We start from the raw sequence: 19,537 nt of genomic DNA, 5'->3' as shown, positions 1-19,537 counted from the left end.
AAATAAATGATCACTTTTGCCCCCGTCGTGGGACATCCCTCCTGAACACCACACTGTTGCAGGAGAATCCATGTTTCATCGTCCCCCGCTGCGGCCCCTGGCTGCCGCGCTGTTCATTGCCCTGAGCCTTCCTTCGGCGTTTGCCCAGACGACGCCGGCTGCCGTGTCGGCCGTGGCCGTCCAGCATTTTGATTTGCCGGCGGCCGCGCTGGGCGACACGCTGACCCGCATTGCGCGCCAGACCGGCCGGGCGGTGTCTGTCGACCCCGCCTTGGTCGCCGGCCGCAATGCGCCGGCTATCGTGGGGGATTACACGGCCGAAGACGCCGTGCGGCGCGCGCTTGCCGGCAGTGGATTGGAGTTGGCCGTAACGGCCAACGGCACCTTGAGCGCCCGCCGCGTGGTGGAAGGCACCACCGTGCTTGAGCCCGTCCGCGTCACCGGGTCGCTGGAGTCTCCCACCGCGCACGTCGACGGCTACGTGGCGCAGCGCGCCATGTCCGGCACCAAGACGGACACGGCGCTGATCGAAACACCGCAATCGGTGTCGGTCGTCACCAGTGATCAGATCCGTATCATCAAGGCGGGTTCGGTGGCGGACGCCTTGGGCTACACGCCTGGCGTGTCGGCGCAATCGCCCGCGTTCAGCCGCATGGTGGACGACCTGATGCTGCGCGGCTTCAACGTGGCCGCCGGCAACTCGGGCCAACTGCGCGACGGCCTGAAGCTGCAATCCAGTGTCTACGATGGCGGCCAGGAGCCCTATGGGCTTGAGCGTGTTGAAGTGCTGCGCGGCGCCTCATCGGTGCTGTACGGGCAGTTGAGCCCGGGTGGCGTGGTCAATACCGTCAGCAAGCGGCCAACGGCCGACACGCTGCGCGAACTGAACGTGGAGGGCGGCAGCTATGGCCGCCGCCAGGTGTCGGGCGATTTCGCCGGCGAGCTGTCTCAAGACGGCGCATGGACCTACCGCCTGACCGGCCTTGTCCGCAATGCCGACAACTGGGTGGACCATGTGCCGGACGACCGGACATATCTGGCGCCCGCCCTGACGTGGCAACCTTCGGCGGCCACGTCGCTGACTCTACTGGCCAGCTATCAGCGCATTCGCACGCGCTTTTCCGCGCCGATGCCCGCGGCCAATACCTTGAACGGCCAGGTGCCGCGCGACCTGTTCATCGGCGAGCCCGATTTCGACCGCTACGACACCGACACCTACACGGTCGGCTACCAGTTCGAACACGCCTTCAACGACCGCGTGAAGCTGCGCCAAAGCGCCCGCTATTTCACCGCGGATGGCCAGTGGGACTACCTGAGCTTCGGCGCCTTGCAGGCCAACGGGCAGACCTTGCGGCGCGGCGTTGTCAGCCGCGACGAACATTCCTACGGCGTTGCCACCGATACGTCGCTGGAACTGAAGCTGGACGGGGGCGCCTTCCAGCACACGGTGCTGGCTGGGCTGGACTACTACCGCAGCGGCTACGATTCGCACCGTCATTCGGGCACGGTGGCGCCGTTGGCGAACATCTACCACCCCGTCTACGGCGCGGTTCCCATCGTGAATACCGCTGCCGATTACGGGATCAATACGCGCAGCAGTTCGCTGGGGCTGTACCTGCAGGACCAGATCAAGATCCAGGACAAATGGGTGCTTGTGCTGGGCGGCCGCCAGGATTGGGCCGATACCGACCAGAAGAGCTACACCACCGGCGCCACCACGCGCTTGCGCGATACCGCGACGACGGGGCGCGTCGGCCTGGTCTACCTGGCCGACAACGGCTTGGCGCCCTATGCAAGCGCCAGCCAGTCGTTCGCGCCCACCGTGGGCGTGGACCGGGCGGGCAACGCCTTCAAACCCACCAAAGGCACGCAATTTGAACTGGGCCTGCGCTTTGAACCGCTTGGCGGCAACATGCTCTATAGCGCGGCCGTCTACGACCTTACGCAGACGAACGCACTGACCAGCGATCCGACCGACGCCACGTACTCCGTGCAAAGCGGTCGTGCCCGATCACGCGGCCTGGAACTGGAAGCCAAGGCGCGCCTGGGCGCCATGAACCTCACCGCCAGCTACGCCTACACCGATGCGCGCACCACGCGCAGCACCTTGCCCTCGCTTGTGGATCAGCGTATTGCGCTGGTGCCGCTGCACAGCGCTTCTGTCTGGGCCGACTACAACCTGAGCGCCGTCGGTGTAGCCGGCCTGACTGTCGGTGCGGGCGTGCGCTACGCCAGTTCGACGAACCTGCCCGGCTATCCCGCCAACGTGCCCGGGCAATTCCTGGTCGACGCGATGACTGCTTATGACTTCGGCGCCCTGGATCCAGCCATGTCGGGCTTGGCGCTGACGGTGAACGCACGCAACCTTTTCAACCGGGGTTATCTGGCGTGCGCCGGCGCGACGGGGTGCCGTTATGGTGAGCCGCGCACGCTGTATGCCACCCTGAGCTATCGCTGGTAAACCGTGGAAAACCCCTAGTGCAACGCGGGCCGGCATGCTGCTTTGGCCCTCTCAACGCCCCTGTCCCCTGTGCTAATCTCGTCGACGGCCACGCATGTTTATCCCTATGCGCGGGCCGACGATGGCAGCGCCCCGGGTCACACGCCCTTGGCAATGTCTTGGTAGGAAGAAAACGCGTGACACGATCAAGCGTGGAGACAATATATGAGCCAGTATGGGCCGTTGAAGTTGCACGTCCCCGAGCCCACGGGGCGTCCGGGTTGCAAGACCGACTTTTCCTATCTGCATCTATCGCCGCCCGGCGAGGTGCCCAAACCCCCCATTGATGTTGCCGCGGTTGATACCGGCGCCTTGGCGTACAGCCTGGTCCGGGTGATCGACGACGACGGCCGCGCGGTGGGGCCGTGGGCGCCCGAGATCAGCAACGATCTGCTGCGCGCCGGCATGCGTGCCATGCTGAAGACGCGCATTTTCGACGGGCGCATGTTGACCGCGCAGCGCAAGAAAAAGATTTCGTTCTACATGCAAAGCCTGGGCGAGGAAGCCATCGGCTCCGCTCACGCGCTGGCGCTGGAACAGGGCGACATGTGTTTCCCGACCTATCGCCAGCAAAGCCTTCTGCTGTCGCGCGATGTGTCGCTGGTGACGATGATGTGCCAGCTCATGTCCAACGAGCGCGACCCGCTCAAGGGCCGCCAGTTGCCGGTCATGTATTCCGACCGGCCCAACGGCTTCTTCACGATTTCGGGCAACCTGGCCACGCAGTTCATCCAGGCGGTGGGCTGGGCGATGGCCTCGGCCATCAAGGGCGACACCCGCATCGCATCGGCCTGGATCGGCGACGGCGCCACCGCCGAGGCCGACTTCCACACCGCGCTGACCTTCGCGCACGTCTACCGCGCGCCGGTCATCCTGAACGTGGTCAACAACCAATGGGCCATCTCCACCTTCCAGGCGATTGCCGGCGGCGAAGGCGCTACCTTCGCGGGCCGTGGCGTGGGCTGCGGCATTGCGTCGCTGCGCGTGGATGGCAACGATTTCCTGGCGGTATATTCCGCCTCGCTCTGGGCCGCCGAGCGCGCCCGCCGCAACCTGGGTCCGACCCTGATCGAATGGGTCACGTACCGAGCAGGTCCGCACTCCACGTCCGACGACCCTTCCAAATACCGGCCTGGCGATGACTGGGCGCACTTTCCGCTGGGCGACCCGATCGAACGCTTCAAGAAGCACCTGATCGGTCTGGGTATCTGGTCCGACGCCGAGCACGACGCCGTGCGCGCCGAACTCGACGCCGAGATCGTCGCCGCCCAGAAGGAAGCGGAAAGCTACGGCACCCTGGTGGACGGCCACGTCCCCAGCGCCGCCAGCATCTTTGAAGACGTCTACAAGGACATGCCGGAGCATCTGCGCCGGCAGCGCCAGCAGCTCGGAGTCTGACCATGGCAATTGATAACAACGCTGGTCCGGCCTCGGCGCCGATGACCATGATCCAGGCTTTGCGCTCGGCCATGGATGTGATGCTGGAGCGTGACAACAATGTGGTGGTGTTCGGACAAGACGTCGGCTATTTCGGCGGCGTGTTCCGGTGCACGGAAGGCCTGCAAACCAAGTACGGCAGCTCGCGCGTGTTCGACACGCCGATCTCCGAAGGCGGCATCGTGGGCGTGGCGGTGGGGATGGGCGCCTATGGCCTGCGGCCCGTTTGCGAAATCCAGTTCGCCGATTATTTCTACCCCGCCTCTGACCAGATCGTGTCCGAGGCCGCGCGCCTGCGCTATCGCTCGGTGGGCGAATTCATTGCCCCGATGACGATCCGCATGCCTTGCGGCGGCGGCATCTACGGCGGGCAGACGCACAGCCAAAGCCCCGAGGCCATGTTCACGCAGGTCTGCGGGTTGCGCACGGTGATGCCGTCCAACCCCTACGACGCCAAGGGCCTCTTGATTGCGTCCATCGAAAACGATGACCCGGTGATCTTCCTGGAGCCCAAGCGGCTGTATAACGGCCCGTTCGACGGCCACCATGATCGCCCCGTCACGCCGTGGACCGGCCGCCCCGGCAGCGTGGTGCCCACCGGCTATTACACCGTGCCGCTGGACTCCGCCGCCATCGTGCGGCCGGGCAATGCGCTGACGGTGCTGACCTACGGCACGACCGTGTATGTGTCCTTGACGGCCGCCGAAGAGACCGGCATTGACGCCGAAGTGATTGACCTGCGCAGCCTGTGGCCGCTGGATCTGGAAACCATCGTGAATTCCGTGAAGAAGACCGGCCGCTGCGTGGTGGTGCACGAAGCCACGCGCACTTGCGGGTATGGCGCGGAACTGATTGCGTTGGTGCAAGAGCATTGCTTCCATCACCTGGAGGCGCCTGTCGAGCGCGTGACCGGTTGGGACACTCCCTACCCGCATGCGCAGGAATGGGCGTACTTCCCCGGCCCGCGCCGGGTTGGCGAAGCGTTCAAACGCGCGATGGAGGTGTGACATGGGGATCCATATCATCAAGATGCCCGACATCGGCGAAGGCATTGCCGAGGTCGAACTGGTGGGCTGGCACGTCAAGGTCGGCGACACGGTGGCCGAAGACCAGCCGCTGGCCGATGTGATGACCGACAAGGCCACGGTGGAAATTCCGTCGCCGGTGGTCGGCAAGGTGATTGCGCTGGGCGGCGACGTGGGCCAGGTCATGGCCGTGGGCGGGGAATTGATCCGCCTGGAAGTGGAGGGTGAGGGCAATGTGCGCCCCGGATCGGGCGCTCCGCAGAAGGCGGCATCCGAAGGGGACAAGCCGGCAGGCGGCGACGCGTCGGCGTCGGCGTCCGCCTCCGCGCAAGGCGAAGCGGGCGCGAAGGCGGGCGGCATCGCCGGCCAGATCGCGGCGTCGATGTCGCCGGGGTCTGCGTCAGCGGCCGCGCCGGCCCAGCAAAAAGACAATCAAACAGCTCGTCCGCAATCTTCTCAATCATCCGGGCAACAAGCCGCGCGGTCTTCCTCCGCGTCTTCCACCACCCCCGCCGTGCCACGCCAACCGGGCGACAAGCCCTTGGCCTCGCCCGCCGTGCGCAAACGCGCGTGGGACCTGGGCATCGAACTGCGCTTTGTTGCCGGCAGCGGTCCGGCCGGCCGCGTCATGCACGAAGATCTGGACGCCTATCTGCAATCGCAAGGCTCGGGCCAGGCCGCGCGCGGCGGGTCGGCGTATGTGGAACGTCACGATCAGGACGTGGTGCCCGTTATCGGCCTGCGCCGCAAGATCGCGCAGAAGATGGCCGAGTCCAAGCGCCGCATTCCGCACTTCAGCTACGTCGAGGAAATCGACGTGACCGAACTGGAAGACCTGCGCGTGCAACTGAACCAGAAATGGGGTGAGTCGCGCGGCAAGCTGACCTTGCTGCCGCTCTTGGCGCGCGCCATGGTGGTGGCGCTGCGGGACTTTCCGCAGATCAATGCGCGTTATGACGACGAAGGCGGCGTGGTGACACGCTTTGGCGCCGTACACATCGGCATCGCCACGCAAAGCGAGGGCGGCCTGATGGTGCCCGTCATGCGCCACGCCGAAGCGCGCGATCTCTGGTCCATGGCGGCCGAGATCGGGCGCCTGGCGCAAGCGGTGCGCAGTGGCACGGCCGGGCGCGACGAGCTGTCCGGCTCCACCATCACCATCACCAGCCTGGGGCCCTTGGGCGGCATCGTCACCACGCCGGTGATCAATCACCCCGAGGTGGGCATCGTGGGCGTGAACCGCATCGTTGAGCGGCCGGCGTTCCGCAACGGCGCCGTGGTGGCGCGCAAGCTGATGAACCTGTCGTCGTCGTTTGACCACCGCGTGGTGGACGGCATGGACGCGGCGCGCTTCATCCAGGCGGTGCGCGCGCTGCTGGAACAACCCGCGCTGCTTTTCGTGGAGTAAGCATGAGCCAGATCACAAAGACAACAACCTTGCTGGTGATCGGCGGCGGCCCCGGCGGCTACGTGGCCGCCATCCGCGCCGGGCAATTGGGCGTGCCGACCCTGCTGGTTGAAGGCGCGCAACTGGGCGGCACCTGCCTGAACATCGGCTGCATTCCGTCAAAGGCGCTGATCCACGCGGCCGAGGAATTCGACAAGGCGCGGCACTATGCGGGGGAATCACCGTTGGGTATTTCAGTGTCCGCCCCGGCCATCGACATCGCGCGGACCGTGTCCTGGAAAGACGGCATCGTCGGCAAGCTGACGGGCGGCGTCGGCGCGTTGTTGAAGAAGAACGGCGTGCAAGTGGTGCAGGGCTGGGCGCATCTGCTGGATGGCAAGACCGCCGAGGTCACCACCGCCGATGGCGGCACCATGCGCATTCAATGCGAACACCTGTTGCTGGCGGCCGGGTCCGAACCCACGCCGCTGGTGTCGATGCCGTTCGGCGGCATCGTGGAGTCATCCACCGAGGCCTTGTCGCCTACGTCCATCCCCAAGCAGTTGGTGGTGGTGGGCGGCGGCTACATCGGGCTGGAACTGGGCACCGTGTACCGCAAGCTGGGCGCGGAAGTTGCCGTCGTGGAAGCGCAGGACCGCATCCTGCCTACCTACGACGCCGAACTGACCAAGCCCGTGGCCGCCGCGCTGGCGAAGATGGGCGTGGCCCTGCACCTGAACCGCAAAGTGCTGGGCTTGAACGCGGCGGGCAACGCGGTGCGTATCCAGGACGCCTCCGGCGCCGAAACCCTGTTGCCGGCCGACCGCGTGCTGATCGCCGTGGGCCGCCGTCCGCGCACGCAGGGCTGGGGGCTGGAAAGCCTGCAACTGGATCGCAAGGGCAATGCGCTGCGTATCGACGACCAATGCCGCACGTCGATGCGCGACGTCTGGGCCATTGGCGACATTGCCGGTGAACCGATGCTGGCGCACCGCGCCATGGCGCAAGGCGAGATGGTGGCGGAACTGGTGTCGGGCAAGCGCCGTCACTTCCAGCCCGCGGCCATTCCCGCCGTGTGCTTTACCGACCCCGAAGTGGTGGTGGCGGGCTTGTCGCCGGCGGACGCGGAGGCTGCGGGGCTGGATTGCCTGGCGGCGTCGTTCCCGTTTGCGGCGAACGGCCGCGCCATGACGCTGGAATCCACCGACGGCTTTGTCCGCGTGGTGGCCCGGCGCGACAACCATCTGATCGTGGGCTGGCAGGCGGTGGGACGCGGGGTGTCGGAGCTATCGACGGCGTTTGGCCAGTCGCTGGAAATGGGCGCCACGCTGGAAGACGTGGCGGGCACCATCCATGCGCATCCGACCTTGGGCGAAGCGGTGCAGGAAGCGGCGCTGAAAGCGCTGGGCCACGCGCTGCACATTTGATTCGTCGTTTGTTGATCGATGCTGATCGATGATCAGCCGGTGGCGGCAAGTGCCGCTACCGGCTGCCGTCGATATACGGCCGGGCCTGCAAGACGATGATGTTGTCGCCCTGCACGGCCCATTCGATATCCTGATCCACATTGCCCAACCGCAGCTTGATCTGGTTGCCCACGGCGGCCAGCCGCGCCACCAGCGCATCGTTCAGCACTTGTCGTGATCCTTCGATCGGCACTTCGCGCACGCCACCCGCGGCGTCCGCCACCAACTGCGTGTCCTCGGCGGAACGACTCAGCACCTGCACCGCCTTGGACCAGGTGGAATACATCAGTTGCTCTGCCTGGCGCTTGCCTTCCACTACCTTGATGCCCAGCCCGCGCTTGGCGGAAAGGTACGTGACGTAGCGGCGCGACGCATCAAAGGGATCGCGCGTGATCATCACGCCCGAACTGTCCGACGCCGCCGCCTCCTGCACCAACACCGCCATCACCACGGCATCCTGACCGATGCCCGCCGCGCGCCGGGCCTCGTAGGCTTCGAAGTTATAGACCGATGCCCATACGGTCTGCACGGCTTGCGCCAAGGCATTGGCCTGCGTCACGTTGGGCACGGTGGTGTACAGCCCCGCGCCACTGAAGCCGGGCAGGTCTTCGGAATTCGATGAACTGCGCACGAATACGCCGCGTCCCTTCAACTGCTGTTGCCAGCGTTCGCGCCAGGCGGTGGCCAGCGCGGCGTCGGGCGGGGCGTTGATGATGTCCTGGCGCAAGGCGGCCAGTTCGGCGCGGCGCACCTTGGCGTCACGGGCGAAGTCGGGCCGTTGTTCCAGCGCGGCGATACGTTGCGGGATGCCCAATTGCTTCATGAATGCCGCGTACTGGGCAAACGGAATGCAGTAGCCGTCCGGCACGCTGGCCAGCGGCGGCAGCGCCGATTTAAGCGCGCCCAAGTTGGCTGCCTTGACCCCGCAGTACCGGCTGTCGCGCGTGGCCATGCCCGTCAGCGGCATCAGCGTCCGAACCGACAGGTCGGGCTTGGGCAGCGGCAGGGCGGTGGCTTTGGGCGGGTCGTTGGGCTTGCCTTCGGGGTTGTCCTCGGGTTTGGCCTCCGGCTTGGCAATGGGCTGCACCTGATAGCCATTACTGGTGACCGTCAGTTCCACCCACTGGCCGTCATACTTGCGCAGCGCCGCGACGGCATCGCGCACGTAAGCGTTGGGAATTCGCCAGCCCTTGGCCAGCAGGTTCACATGCGACAACAAGGTGGATGGCCGCTGCGTGACCAGGCCCGCGACCGGCGAGATGGCGACGGGCACTTCGTCCAGCACCACGATATCGGTGGGCGCCAGATCCGGCGTGTCATCCATCGACTTCACGATACGCAAGCGGCCCTGCGCACTGCCGGTATTCAGCGGCAAGAACGTCTGTTCGCGCAGCAACGCCTCTTGCGTTACCAAGGCCAGCCCGGCGGTTTGCGCCGTCTGCTCTTGCGCCGTGGAATTCGCCTTGAAACGCACCGGCTCGTAGAACGTGGCGCGTAGCTTGTCTTCGGTCAGGCGCAGCAGCGCGGGCGTGACTTGGTCGCCTTCCCAGAATTCGTAGGTGTAGCCGGGCAGATCGCGCTGCCAGCTCAGGGTGCCGAACAAGAGACGCCGCTTGGGATCCTTGTACTGCGCGATCAGCGTGGCCCGGTCCGTGCCCGGTAGCAGCCGGTGTGCGCGTGCGAAATTCTCGTGCAGGGAATAGCGCGGCGTGTCGACGTAATAGATGCGGTCGCCGCGTTGGCGATCAATCACGAACAGCACATGCGGAATCTCAAGCGGCGTGCCGGCGTTGTAGACGCGAGCCAGTTGCTGGAATTCGGCCTGCGTGCCGATCTGACCCAGATACGCGGGGCCACTACGCTTCGCGCCTTCCTGCGATTGCGTCGCGCGTTCGTCCGGGCGCAAGGGGCGGGCGTTCTCGTAGGGCGAAGGCTTGCGGGCGGTTTGCGCCAGGGCGTCGGAGCTACTGCCCACGGCAAGCAGCAGGCCGAACGCGCTCAGAATGATCGGGCAAACACGCATGTGGCGCGGCAGGCCAACACGGCGTAGGGCAGGCGATAGCGGCATGAAATGGGGGGCGGGTCGCAAGGTGTTGCGATGATATCGGAGCGCCCGCCCTGGCCTGTAGACGAGTGTTTCCAGATGTGGCCAGTCATGCATGACCATGCAAGTCGGAAGCGGGCCATCGAAAATACCCAATTCCAGTGATACGCGCCCAACGACGATTCCCGTGTAATCCAGTCTCGGCAATCAGCCGCGCCGGCGGCGCGAGCGCCAACCCGTTTTCGCACGCGCGGACGGGGGGGTTCTCGTAGGGCCTTTCATGCAGGGGGAGCGAAAGCTGCCCCTGTTTTTTTTCAAGATGACTTCAGTAGCGCCGTACTCAGACCACGCCTGTTCGGCGTTCGGGCCATGGCACACAGGTGGACAGCGCGATCAGGCCCAGTACCAGCACCGCGCCGCTGAGCACGCCAAGGCCGGTGCCGAAGGCCGCGCTGACACCCATTGCCACCAGTGCGGCGCTGCCGATTTGACAGAACCCTACCAGTCCCGACGCCGTAGCCGCATGCCCGTGCTCACTGGCGATGGCACCGGACACAGCCAGCGACAGCGACGAGCCATTAGCGAGACTGACCAGGCACATCGGCATCACCACGGCGGCCGCTCCATGCAGCCCTAATGCCGCCACGGCCAGGAAGGCCACGCCGCCAAGCACGAAGCACATGACGCCGGCAGCGAGGATGCGGTCATAGGGCCAGCGATCCAGCAACCGCTTGGCCAACAGGTTGGCACCGATGATGCCGGCCGTCAGCGGCAGGTAAAGCCAGCCGCTTTGTTCCTCGCTCAAGCCCTGGCGCGCGAAAAGAAACGGCGATTGGGTCAAGTAAACGAACCAGGCGCAGTAGATCGCGCAGACCACCAATGTATAGCGACGAAAAGTACGGTCGCGCAGGACATGACCGAAGCCGGCAAAGGGGGAGGTCCGGGTGCGGGCGGGGATGGGGAGCGTTTCCGGTAGCAGCGTCATCACCATCAGTAGTGCCACGACACCGAACGCGGCGACGAACAGAAAATCGGATCGCCAGCCGAAGGTCGCGGCCAAATGCCCGCCTATGGCCGGTGCCAGGGCTGGCGACAGCGACACCAGTGGGTAGATCACCGCATAGACCTTGGCAGAAGTGCGTTTGTCGCAGGTGTCGGCGATCAGGGCGCGGCCAACGACAAGGCCCGCAGCCGCGCCGATTGCCTGAAGCATGCGCCACGCCAGGAACCCGTTATAGGTGGCTGAGGTTGCACAGCCCACCGAACCGACGATGTAGAGAGCGATGCCGGCCAGCAGCACGGGCTTGCGGCCATTACGGTCCGACAGTGGTCCGTAAGCCAACTGGGCAATTGCCAGTGCCAGCAGGTAGAACGAGATTGTCTGCGGCATCTCCCAGTCGGCGACGCCGAACTCCATGGTCATGCTGGGCATGGCGGGCAGATAAACGTCTGAAGCAATCAGACCGACGGCACTCAGCATGGCGACGGTCAGAATGAACGGTAAACGAGGCATGGTAGCTCCCGGCAACCAGGCGGGCTGGCTGCGTATCAAAGGTCTAAAAAGGGATGAGCGCCATGTTACGGAGGTGGCTTTCCGGTGAAAATGCACAGAAATGCAGCCCGGGGCTGCATATTTGCAATGAGGCGGGTTATGAACTGGGACGACGTGCGGATATTCCTGGCAATTCAGAGCGCGGGAACTTTGCGCGGGGCAGCGCAGCGACTGGCCATCGACCAGACGACGGTGGGCCGGCGTCTGACCGGACTGGAGCGGGAGCTCGGCAGCCGGTTGTTCCTCCGCACCACGGGCGGCTTGGTGCTGACCGACACCGGCCAGCAAGTACTGCGCATGGCTGAGGGCATGGAACGCATGGCTGTTTCCTTTGAGCGCCTCGGCGAAGGTGCCGATGCGCGCGTGGCCGGTGAGGTGCGCGTGACCACCACCGACGCGTTGGCGGTGGACTTCGTGGTTCCAGCCATTGAACGCCTGCGGGGCAAGCATCCCGAGGTGCGGGTAATTCTGAGTACCACGACGCGGCTGCTCGACCTGGCTCGGCGGGAAGCCGACATTGCGGTACGCACCCTGCGGCCGGAGCAGCCGGACTTGATTGTTCGCCAACTCGGCTGTTGGGAAGTTGGCCTCTACGCAACCCGAGGTTATCTGGCCAAGCATGGTGAGCCGCAACCCGGAAATGGCTTCGCGGGTCACGACATTGCGCTCTACCAAGAAGGCGTGACGGGGCGGCAGGACGACACGCTGGTCGGAGAGCCCAGGACGAACGGGTGTGTAGTAGCTGAACTGGATTCGAGCCTGATGTTGGCGACTTTCGTGCGCACTGGCCTGGCGGTTGGCGAGCTTCCGGAGTACTTGGCCCGGCGAGATACTGAACTCGTGCGGTTATGGCCTGATCGACGACGCGCAAAACCGTACGAGTCGTGGTTGGTGCTACATCAGGACTTGGCGCACACAGCCAGGGTGCGTGTTGTCGTGGAAGCGATCACTGCGGCTTTCACCTATTGAACCCGGGGGGGGGAACCGCGGAAGCGTCCTCCGCCAGGACCGCCCCATCCCCAGCGTCCGTGAGTGCCAGCTGCCGCGCGAGTACGCCTTGTCCGTCACGTAGTTGGCGCTTTGCACTTCTGCCGCCGATGCGCCAGAGCGACTTCCCAGCCGGGCGAGACCTCGCCGCCGATCTCCATGTCCAAGCCCTCGGCTGACCAGTTTGCCTTGCGCCAGACGCAACAAGGCCCTCTTGCGAGGGCCTTGTTTGGTAAGGCGGGATCCCGGGGGAATCAGCCTTCGGCCGTTTCCGCCAGTACGCGCTGGGCTTCTTCGGCTACGCGTTCGGGGGCGGTGCCGCCGACGTGCTTGCGGGCGGCAACCGAGCCTTCCAGCGTCAGCACCTGGTGGACGTCGTCGCCGATCTGGGCGTGATAGGCCTTGAGTTCGTCGGTGGACAGGTCAGCCAGGTCGCAGCCGCGCTGTTCGCAGTCGCGCACGGCGTGGGCCACCACTTCGTGGGCGTCGCGGAAGGGCACGCCGCGCTTGACCAGGTAGTCGGCCAGGTCGGTGGCGGTGGCGAAGCCTTGCAGGGCGGCGGCGCGCATGTTGTCGGCCTTGACCTTGATGCCGGCAGCCATGTCCGCGAAGATGGTCAGCGTGTCGCGCACGGTGTCCACGGTGTCGAACAGGCCTTCCTTGTCTTCCTGGTTGTCCTTGTTGTAGGCCAGGGGTTGGCCTTTCATCAGGGTCAGCAGGGCGACCAGGTTGCCGTTGACGCGGCCGGTCTTTCCACGGGCAAGCTCGGGCACGTCGGGGTTTTTCTTTTGCGGCATGATCGAGCTGCCGGTGCAGAAGCGGTCGGCCAGGTCGATGAAGCCCACGCGCGGGCTCATCCAGAGCACCAGCTCTTCGGACAGGCGCGACACGTGCGTCATGATCAGCGCGCCGGCGGCGCAGAATTCGATGGCGAAGTCGCGGTCGGACACGGCGTCCAGCGAATTGCGGCACACGCCGTCAAAGCCCAGCGTCTTGGCGACGCGTTCGCGGTCGATGGGGAACGAGGTGCCGGCCAGGGCGGCGGCGCCCAGCGGCAGGCGGTTCACGCGGCGGCGGCAGTCGGCCAGGCGCTCGGCGTCGCGGCCGAACATTTCGGCATAGGCCAGCAGGTGGTGGCCGAAAGTGACGGGTTGGGCAACTTGCAGATGGGTGAAGCCCGGCATGATGGTGCCGGCGTTTTCCAGGGCGACGGCGGCCAGGGCGTGGCGCAATTGGCGCAGCAGGTCTTGCAGGTTGTCGATTTCGTCGCGCAGCCACAGGCGGATGTCGGTGGCCACCTGGTCGTTACGCGAACGGCCGGTGTGCAGGCGCTTGCCCGCGTCGCCCACCAGTTCCACCAGGCGCTTTTCGATGTTCAGGTGCACGTCTTCCAGATCCAGCAGCCATTGGAAGCTGCCGGCGTCGATTTCAGACAGGATCTGGGTCATGCCGCGCTGGATGTCGGCCAGGTCTTGCGCGCCGATGATGCCTTGGGCGGCCAGCATGTCCGCATGCGCGAGCGAGCCCTGGATGTCGTGGCGCGCCAGGCGCTTGTCGAAATCCACGGACGCCGTATAGCGTTTGACGAGTTCGGATACCGGTTCCGAGAACCGGGCGGACCAGGCCTGCGCCTTGTTGGCGAACTGGTTTTGATCGGGGGAGGGAGTGTTTGCCATGATGGGCGGAATTATAGGGCCTGCCGGCGGGGCGGCGCACGCGGCGGCCGCCCCGCCCCTGATTTCACGGGCGCGGCAGCGCGCCAACGCCCGACATGTCGGATAATCCAGCCTTGGTTTCAAGTCGTCGTTTCAAGAACTTAGAGCGAGTCAAAGAGATATGCCCGTGGAATGGGAAGAACTGGTCACCCAACTCGATGCGCACATGCCGCACGAGACCTGGGCGCAGACGCTGGTGGGGGTGGGCGTGCTGGTGCTGACCGCGCTGTTCGTGCAGTGGGTGGTGGCGCGCGTGGTGCTGCTGCTGGCGCACCGCGTGCTGGTGCTGAGCGGGCGGGGTGACTGGGACCAGGCGCTGCAGCGCCGCCGGGCGTACCAGAACCTGTGGTACGCGGTGCCGTTCGCCGTGGTGTCGATGGGCATCGGCCTGGTGCCGCACGCGGAAAAAGCCGTCAGCATCGTTGGCCGGCTGGCCCATGCGGGCGCCTGGATCTGCGTGTTCGTGGCGTTCTCCGGCGTGCTGAGCGCCTGGCAGGACACCTATTCCGCCACCACGCGGGCGCAAACGCGCTCCATCAAGGGCTATATCCAGATCGGCAAGCTGATTCTGGCGGCGGTGTGCACCGTGTTGGTGCTGTCCATCCTGATCGACCGCTCGCCCTTGTGGATGATTTCGGGCCTGGGCGCGCTGTCGGCGGTGCTGTTGCTGGTGTTCAAGGACACGCTGCTGTCGCTGGTGGCCAGCACGCAATTGACCAGCAACGACATGCTGCGCATTGGCGATTGGATCGAAATGCCGCAATCCAACGCCGATGGATTCGTGAAGGACATCGCCCTGCACACCGTCAAGGTGCAGAATTGGGATAACACCGTCACCACGGTGCCGACCTACAAGCTGTTCTCGGAAAGCTATCGCAACTACCGCCATATGTTCGAATCCGGCGGCCGGCGCATCAAGCGCACGCTGCGCATCGATGCAACCAGCGTGCGCTTCCTGACCGACGAAGAATCCCAGCGCCTGATGCGCTTTCGCCTGCTGCACGACTACCTGCAGGCCAAGACGCAGGACATCGCCCAAGCCAACCAGACCATGGGGGAATTGGCCAGCGTGCCCGCCAACCGCCGCCGGCTGACCAACATCGGCACCTTCCGCGCCTACGGCCTGGCCTTTCTGAAGCAGAATCCGGAAGTGCGCCAGGACATGGCGATGATGGTGCGCATGATGGAGCCTTCGTCCGACGGCATTCCGGTCGAGGTCTATTGCTTTACGGCCGTGACTGCCTGGGTGGAATACGAACGTATCCAGGGCGACATCTTCGACCACCTGCTGGCCATCCTGCCCGAGCTTGGGCTGCGCCTGTACCAGCAGCCGTCCGGGGCCGACATCGGCGCCATGGGCAGCCATCTGCGCGAAAGCGCCATCCAGGCCGCGTTGGCGGCGGACCGGGATCGCGATCGCTCGGCGCCGGCGTTGCCGGATGGCTCGGGCGCCGTGTCCGAGCGCGGCCTGACCGATGGCAAGATGCCGACCTAGACGAAAGCGCGCCAGGCGCCGTGAGATAATCCGCCGGTTGGAACTTAGTCTTCATTGACCCCAGGCGAACCCCCGATGTCGAACCCGTTCTTCAACCTGTATTCCCACGGCTTCGCCCGGGTGGCGGTCGGCGTACCCGAATGCCGCATCGCCGATCCGGCCTTCAACGCCACGCAAACCATCGAGCTGGCCCAGCAGGCCGCCCAGGGCGGCGCCGTGCTGGTGGCGTTTCCCGAATTGGGCCTGTCGGCCTACACCTGCGACGATCTCTTCCACCAGAAAGCCTTGCTGGACGAATGCGAGGAAGCGCTGGCGCGGGTGGTGGCGGCCACGGCCGAACTGGATATCGCCGTCATCGTGGGCGCGCCGCTGCGCGTGTCGCACCAATTGTTCAACTGCGCCGTGGTCGCCGCCGGCGGGCGCGTGCTGGGCGTGGTGCCCAAGAGCTACCTGCCCAACTACGGCGAGTTCTACGAAGCGCGCCAATTCAGCGCCGCCGATTGCGCGCCTGTCACCGACATCCGCCTGCTGGACCAGACCGTGCCCTTTGGCGCCGAACTGCTGTTCCAGATGGAAAAGCTGCCGCTGTTCCAGTTCCATGTGGAAATCTGCGAAGACGTCTGGGTGCCGATTCCGCCGTCGTCGTTCGCGTCGCTGGCCGGCGCCACCGTGCTGGTGAATTTGTCCGCGTCGAACATCGTCGTGGGCAAGTCGGAATACCGCCACCAGCTTGTGGCGCAACAGTCGGCGCGCTGCCTGTCCGCCTATATGTATACGTCGGCCGGCCGGGGCGAATCGTCCACCGACCTGGCGTGGGACGGCCAGGCGCTTATCTATGAAAACGGCGAACTGCTCGGCGAGTCCGAGCGCTTCTTGAACCATTCGCACCTGTTGTTCTCGGACGTGGACCTGGAACGTTTGTCGCGCGAGCGCATGCGCCAGACCACCTTCGGCCAATCCGTCCGCCGTCATCAGGACGAAGTGCGCAAGTTCCGCCCCGTGGCGGTGCCGGTGAACCCGCCACTGGACGATGCCGAGCTGGCGCTTGAGCGGCGGGTAGCGCGGTTTCCCTATGTGCCGGCCGACCCGCAACGGCGCGATGCCCGCTGCAAAGAGGTCTACAGCATCCAGGTGCAGGCCCTGGCCCAGCGCCTGTCGGCCAGCAAGATGTCGAAAGTGGTCATCGGCATTTCCGGCGGGCTGGATTCCACCCACGCGCTGCTGGTCTGCGCGCAGGCCATGGATACGCTGGGGCTGCCCCGGTCCAACATCCTGGCCGTGACCATGCCCGGCTTCGCCACCAGTTCTCGTACGCTGCAACAGGCGCGCCGGCTGATGTCGGTGGTGGGCTGCACCGCGTCCGAAGTCGACATCCGCCCCAGTTGCCTGCAGATGCTGAAAGACCTGGGCCATCCCTATGCGGACGGCAAGCCGGTCTATGACATCACGTTCGAAAACGTGCAGGCCGGCGAACGCACCAACCACCTGTTCCGCATCGCCAACTTCAGCAACGCCATCGTCATCGGCACGGGCGACCTCAGCGAACTTGCACTGGGATGGTGCACGTATGGCGTGGGCGACCACATGTCGCACTACAGCGTGAACGCCAGCGTGCCCAAGACCCTGATCACGCACCTGGTGCGCTGGGTGGCCGAATCCGGCCGGCTGGGCGAGGACGGCGCGGCGGTGCTGCTGGACGTGCTGGGCACGGACGTCAGCCCGGAATTGGTGCCGGGCAGCGACGAAAAGCCCGTCCAGAAAAGCGAAGATTCCATCGGCCCCTACGAACTTCAGGACTTCAACCTGTACTACACGCTGCGCTACGGTTTTGCCCCGACCAAGGTGGCGTTCCTGGCGTTTACCGCCTGGCGCGACCGCGAGGCCGGCGCCTGGCCCGACGCCGGGCACGTGGTGCGCAACCAGTACGACCTGGCCGCCATCAAGCGCAACCTGAAGATATTCCTGGACCGGTTCTTCCGCACGACCCAGTTCAAGCGCACTTGCGTGCCGAACTCGCCCAAGGTGGGCTCGGGCGGTTCGCTGTCGCCGCGTGGCGACTGGCGCGCGCCCAGCGATTCGGAATCGGTGGTGTGGATGCGCGACGCCGAGCGCATTCCCGACGCCGCGCCGCCGGGCTGATCGGGGTTGTCCCGCAATGCCGCAATCGCCTCGCTTGCGGCGCGGGCCCCGGTGGTATTCTCTTATCCATTGCGCTTTGCCGGCCGCGCCAGCGCGGGCAGGGCGCCGCAACACATCAAAAACCCAGGACGACCAACGTGAAACAAGTCACCGCCATCATCAAACCCTTCAAGCTTGACGAAGTCCGCGAAGCGCTGGCCGAAGTCGGCGTCAGCGGCCTGACCGTGACCGAGGTCAAGGGTTTCGGCCGCCAGAAAGGCCACACCGAACTCTATCGGGGCGCGGAATACGTGGTGGACTTCCTGCCCAAGATTCGCGTTGAAGTCGTGCTGCCCGACAGCCAGGTCGAAGCCGCCATCGAAGCCGTGGTCAAGGCCGCGCGCACCGGCAAGATCGGCGACGGCAAGATCTTCGTGTCCCCGGTCGAACAAGCCATCCGCATCCGCACCGGCGAATCCGACGAAGAAGCGCTGTGATCCGCTCTACCTGTTGAGCGCCATCGCTTGAACTTCCAAGGCGCTCGCCCCATCACCGGGGCGGGCGCCTTTGTCTTTCTAGCGGATCAGCTGATTCATCTCCAGAATCGGCATCATCACCGCCAGCACGATCAGCAGCACAAACCCGCCCATCAGCAGGATCAGCGCCGGTTCCAGCAGCGCCGTCATCGCCATGGCGCGGCGTTCCAGATCGCGCGACAGGTTCTGCGCGCCTCGGTCCAGCAATTCGGGCAGCCGTCCGGTTTTTTCACCGCTGGCGATCAGGTGCACCAACAGCGACGGAAAGACCTTCTGTGCGCCCAACGACGCCGATAGCGCCGCGCCTTCGCGCACGCGCGCCGAGGCCTCGTCCACGGCCTGGCGCAGCACGTCGTTGCCCAAGGTGCGGCGCGCGGCGTCCAGCGCGGTCAGCAACGCCACGCCGCTGCCGCACAGAATGGCCAGCGTGGAGGCAAAGCGCGCGGCGTTCACCCCCAGCACGAAGCGGCCCATCAGCGGCAGGCGCAATACGCGCGCATGCCACGCACGGCGCGCGGCGGGCGCGCGCAGCGTGTAGCGCCACAGCACAATGGCCAAAGCCACGGCCACGCCCGTCACCATGCCCCATTCGCGCACATAGTCCGACAAGGCCAGCATCACGCGGGTCAGCATCGGCAATTGCTGCTTGGCCTGGCTGAACGCCGACACCACCTGCGGCACCACATAGCCCAGCAGGAAGATCACGATGATGACCGACACGCTGGCAACCACCGCGGGGTAGATGAAGGCCGTCATCACCTTGCTGCGCAAGGTGTTGCGTTCTTCGATGTAGTCCGCCAGCTTCTCCATCACTTGCGCCAGGTCGCCGGACTCTTCGCCCGCGCCGATCAGGGCGCGATAGATCTCGGGAAAGTCGCGTGGCCGAGCGGCCAGCGCGGTGGACAGACGGTGGCCCGCGCGCACGTCGTCGCGCACGGCGCCAAGCGTTGCCGCGATGTGTTTTTTCTCCGCTTGTTCAAGCGTGGCGGAAAGCGCGGCATCCAGCGGCAAGCGCGCCGCCAGCAGGCTGGCCAGTTGGCGCGTCAGCCAGGCCAGGTCGGCATCCGACAGGCGGGTGCGCAGGCTGGCGCCCAGGCCTTCTGTGCGCGCGGCCGATGCCGTCGACAAGGGCAGCAGGCCACGGCCACGCAACTGGTTGCGGGCGCCGCGCTCGGTGTCGGCGTCGATCGTGCCACGCACGATTTTGCCCAGCGCGTCGGTGGCTTCGTATCGAAAGGAAGGCATGGTGAAAGCAGGGGGCCACGCGCAAATGAA

The 19,537-nt window shown here is 65.5% G+C and carries 13 protein-coding genes; 9 read left to right on the top strand and 4 right to left on the bottom strand.

The window, feature by feature from the left end:
* The first annotated feature begins 70 nt into the window (after nucleotides 1-70).
* From M2361_RS10680 to lpdA, 5 genes are all read left to right on the top strand, one after another.
* Nucleotides 71-2,461, top strand: coding sequence for a TonB-dependent siderophore receptor (locus M2361_RS10680; RefSeq protein ID WP_259248856.1), 2,391 nt, complete (start codon nucleotides 71-73; stop codon nucleotides 2,459-2,461).
* Nucleotides 2,462-2,665: 204 nt separating this feature from the next.
* Nucleotides 2,666-3,898 (top strand): 3-methyl-2-oxobutanoate dehydrogenase (2-methylpropanoyl-transferring) subunit alpha, encoded by a 1,233-nt coding sequence (locus M2361_RS10675; RefSeq protein WP_100855301.1) that lies wholly within the window; start codon nucleotides 2,666-2,668, stop codon nucleotides 3,896-3,898.
* 2 nt (nucleotides 3,899-3,900) lie between these two features.
* A complete protein-coding gene (locus tag M2361_RS10670) occupies nucleotides 3,901-4,944 on the top strand; it encodes an alpha-ketoacid dehydrogenase subunit beta (protein WP_054426127.1) in 1,044 nt (347 codons plus the stop codon).
* A gap of 1 nt (nucleotide 4,945) precedes the next feature.
* Nucleotides 4,946-6,370: a dihydrolipoamide acetyltransferase family protein gene (locus tag M2361_RS10665; protein WP_259248849.1), complete on the top strand. Its 1,425-nt coding sequence runs from the start codon at nucleotides 4,946-4,948 to the stop codon at nucleotides 6,368-6,370.
* Between the two features lie 2 nt (nucleotides 6,371-6,372).
* Nucleotides 6,373-7,776 (top strand): dihydrolipoyl dehydrogenase, encoded by a 1,404-nt coding sequence (lpdA, locus tag M2361_RS10660; RefSeq protein ID WP_259248847.1) that lies wholly within the window; start codon nucleotides 6,373-6,375, stop codon nucleotides 7,774-7,776.
* A 55-nt stretch (nucleotides 7,777-7,831) separates the two neighbouring features.
* Here the strand turns inward: lpdA and M2361_RS10655 are convergent, their stop codons facing one another.
* Together M2361_RS10655 and M2361_RS10650 are read right to left on the bottom strand one after the other, a co-directional pair.
* Nucleotides 7,832-9,838 carry a PEP/pyruvate-binding domain-containing protein gene (locus tag M2361_RS10655; RefSeq protein ID WP_259248845.1) on the bottom strand — a complete coding sequence of 669 codons (2,007 nt, stop codon included), beginning with the start codon at nucleotides 9,836-9,838 and terminating at the stop codon, nucleotides 7,832-7,834.
* A gap of 361 nt (nucleotides 9,839-10,199) precedes the next feature.
* Nucleotides 10,200-11,372: a multidrug effflux MFS transporter gene (locus M2361_RS10650; protein ID WP_259248844.1), complete on the bottom strand. Its 1,173-nt coding sequence runs from the start codon at nucleotides 11,370-11,372 to the stop codon at nucleotides 10,200-10,202.
* Between the two features lie 138 nt (nucleotides 11,373-11,510).
* Here M2361_RS10650 and M2361_RS10645 point away from each other — a divergent pair, with 138 nt between their 5' ends.
* Nucleotides 11,511-12,380 carry a LysR family transcriptional regulator gene (locus tag M2361_RS10645; RefSeq protein WP_259248843.1) on the top strand — a complete coding sequence of 290 codons (870 nt, stop codon included), beginning with the start codon at nucleotides 11,511-11,513 and terminating at the stop codon, nucleotides 12,378-12,380.
* Nucleotides 12,381-12,652: 272 nt separating this feature from the next.
* Here the strand turns inward: M2361_RS10645 and argH are convergent, their stop codons facing one another.
* On the bottom strand, nucleotides 12,653-14,074 hold the full coding sequence (argH, locus tag M2361_RS10640) for an argininosuccinate lyase (RefSeq protein ID WP_100855308.1): 1,422 nt from the start codon (nucleotides 14,072-14,074) through the stop codon (nucleotides 12,653-12,655).
* Nucleotides 14,075-14,234: 160 nt separating this feature from the next.
* On the opposite strand from argH, the gene M2361_RS10635 reads away from it, so the two are divergent.
* From M2361_RS10635 to M2361_RS10625, 3 genes are all read left to right on the top strand, one after another.
* On the top strand, nucleotides 14,235-15,608 hold the full coding sequence (locus M2361_RS10635) for a mechanosensitive ion channel family protein (RefSeq protein WP_259248838.1): 1,374 nt from the start codon (nucleotides 14,235-14,237) through the stop codon (nucleotides 15,606-15,608).
* 75 nt (nucleotides 15,609-15,683) lie between these two features.
* Entirely contained in the window at nucleotides 15,684-17,747 is a 2,064-nt protein-coding gene (locus M2361_RS10630) for an NAD(+) synthase (RefSeq protein ID WP_259248837.1), read from the top strand.
* 137 nt (nucleotides 17,748-17,884) lie between these two features.
* Nucleotides 17,885-18,223, top strand: a complete 339-nt coding sequence (locus M2361_RS10625; protein WP_050449738.1) for a P-II family nitrogen regulator — start codon at nucleotides 17,885-17,887, stop codon at nucleotides 18,221-18,223.
* Nucleotides 18,224-18,301: 78 nt separating this feature from the next.
* Here M2361_RS10625 and gspF read toward each other — a convergent pair whose 3' ends face one another.
* Entirely contained in the window at nucleotides 18,302-19,507 is a 1,206-nt protein-coding gene (gene gspF / locus M2361_RS10620; protein ID WP_259248835.1) for a type II secretion system inner membrane protein GspF, read from the bottom strand.
* Nucleotides 19,508-19,537 lie beyond the last annotated feature (30 nt).

It is taken from the genome of Achromobacter sp. JUb104 (assembly GCF_024806975.1).
Classification (GTDB): Bacteria; Pseudomonadota; Gammaproteobacteria; order Burkholderiales; family Burkholderiaceae_B; genus Achromobacter; species Achromobacter spanius.
The sequence above is the reverse complement of the archived record's forward strand: the minus strand, read 5'-3'. Positions and strand labels throughout refer to the sequence as shown.

Bases quoted from the DNA above. Each gene is read 5' to 3' on its own strand.
- M2361_RS10680 (WP_259248856.1), top strand. From the start codon at position 71: ATGTTTCATCGTCCCCCGCTGCGGCCCCTGGCTGCCGCGCTGTTCATT.
- M2361_RS10635 (WP_259248838.1), top strand. From the start codon at position 14,235: ATGCCCGTGGAATGGGAAGAACTGGTCACCCAACTCGATGCGCACATG.
- M2361_RS10670 (WP_054426127.1), top strand. From the start codon at position 3,901: ATGGCAATTGATAACAACGCTGGTCCGGCCTCGGCGCCGATGACCATG.
- M2361_RS10675 (WP_100855301.1), top strand. From the start codon at position 2,666: ATGAGCCAGTATGGGCCGTTGAAGTTGCACGTCCCCGAGCCCACGGGG.
- M2361_RS10630 (WP_259248837.1), top strand. From the start codon at position 15,684: ATGTCGAACCCGTTCTTCAACCTGTATTCCCACGGCTTCGCCCGGGTG.
- argH (WP_100855308.1), bottom strand. From the start codon at position 14,074: ATGGCAAACACTCCCTCCCCCGATCAAAACCAGTTCGCCAACAAGGCG.
- M2361_RS10650 (WP_259248844.1), bottom strand. From the start codon at position 11,372: ATGCCTCGTTTACCGTTCATTCTGACCGTCGCCATGCTGAGTGCCGTC.
- gspF (WP_259248835.1), bottom strand. From the start codon at position 19,507: ATGCCTTCCTTTCGATACGAAGCCACCGACGCGCTGGGCAAAATCGTG.
- M2361_RS10645 (WP_259248843.1), top strand. From the start codon at position 11,511: ATGAACTGGGACGACGTGCGGATATTCCTGGCAATTCAGAGCGCGGGA.
- lpdA (WP_259248847.1), top strand. From the start codon at position 6,373: ATGAGCCAGATCACAAAGACAACAACCTTGCTGGTGATCGGCGGCGGC.
- M2361_RS10655 (WP_259248845.1), bottom strand. From the start codon at position 9,838: ATGCGTGTTTGCCCGATCATTCTGAGCGCGTTCGGCCTGCTGCTTGCC.
- M2361_RS10665 (WP_259248849.1), top strand. From the start codon at position 4,946: ATGGGGATCCATATCATCAAGATGCCCGACATCGGCGAAGGCATTGCC.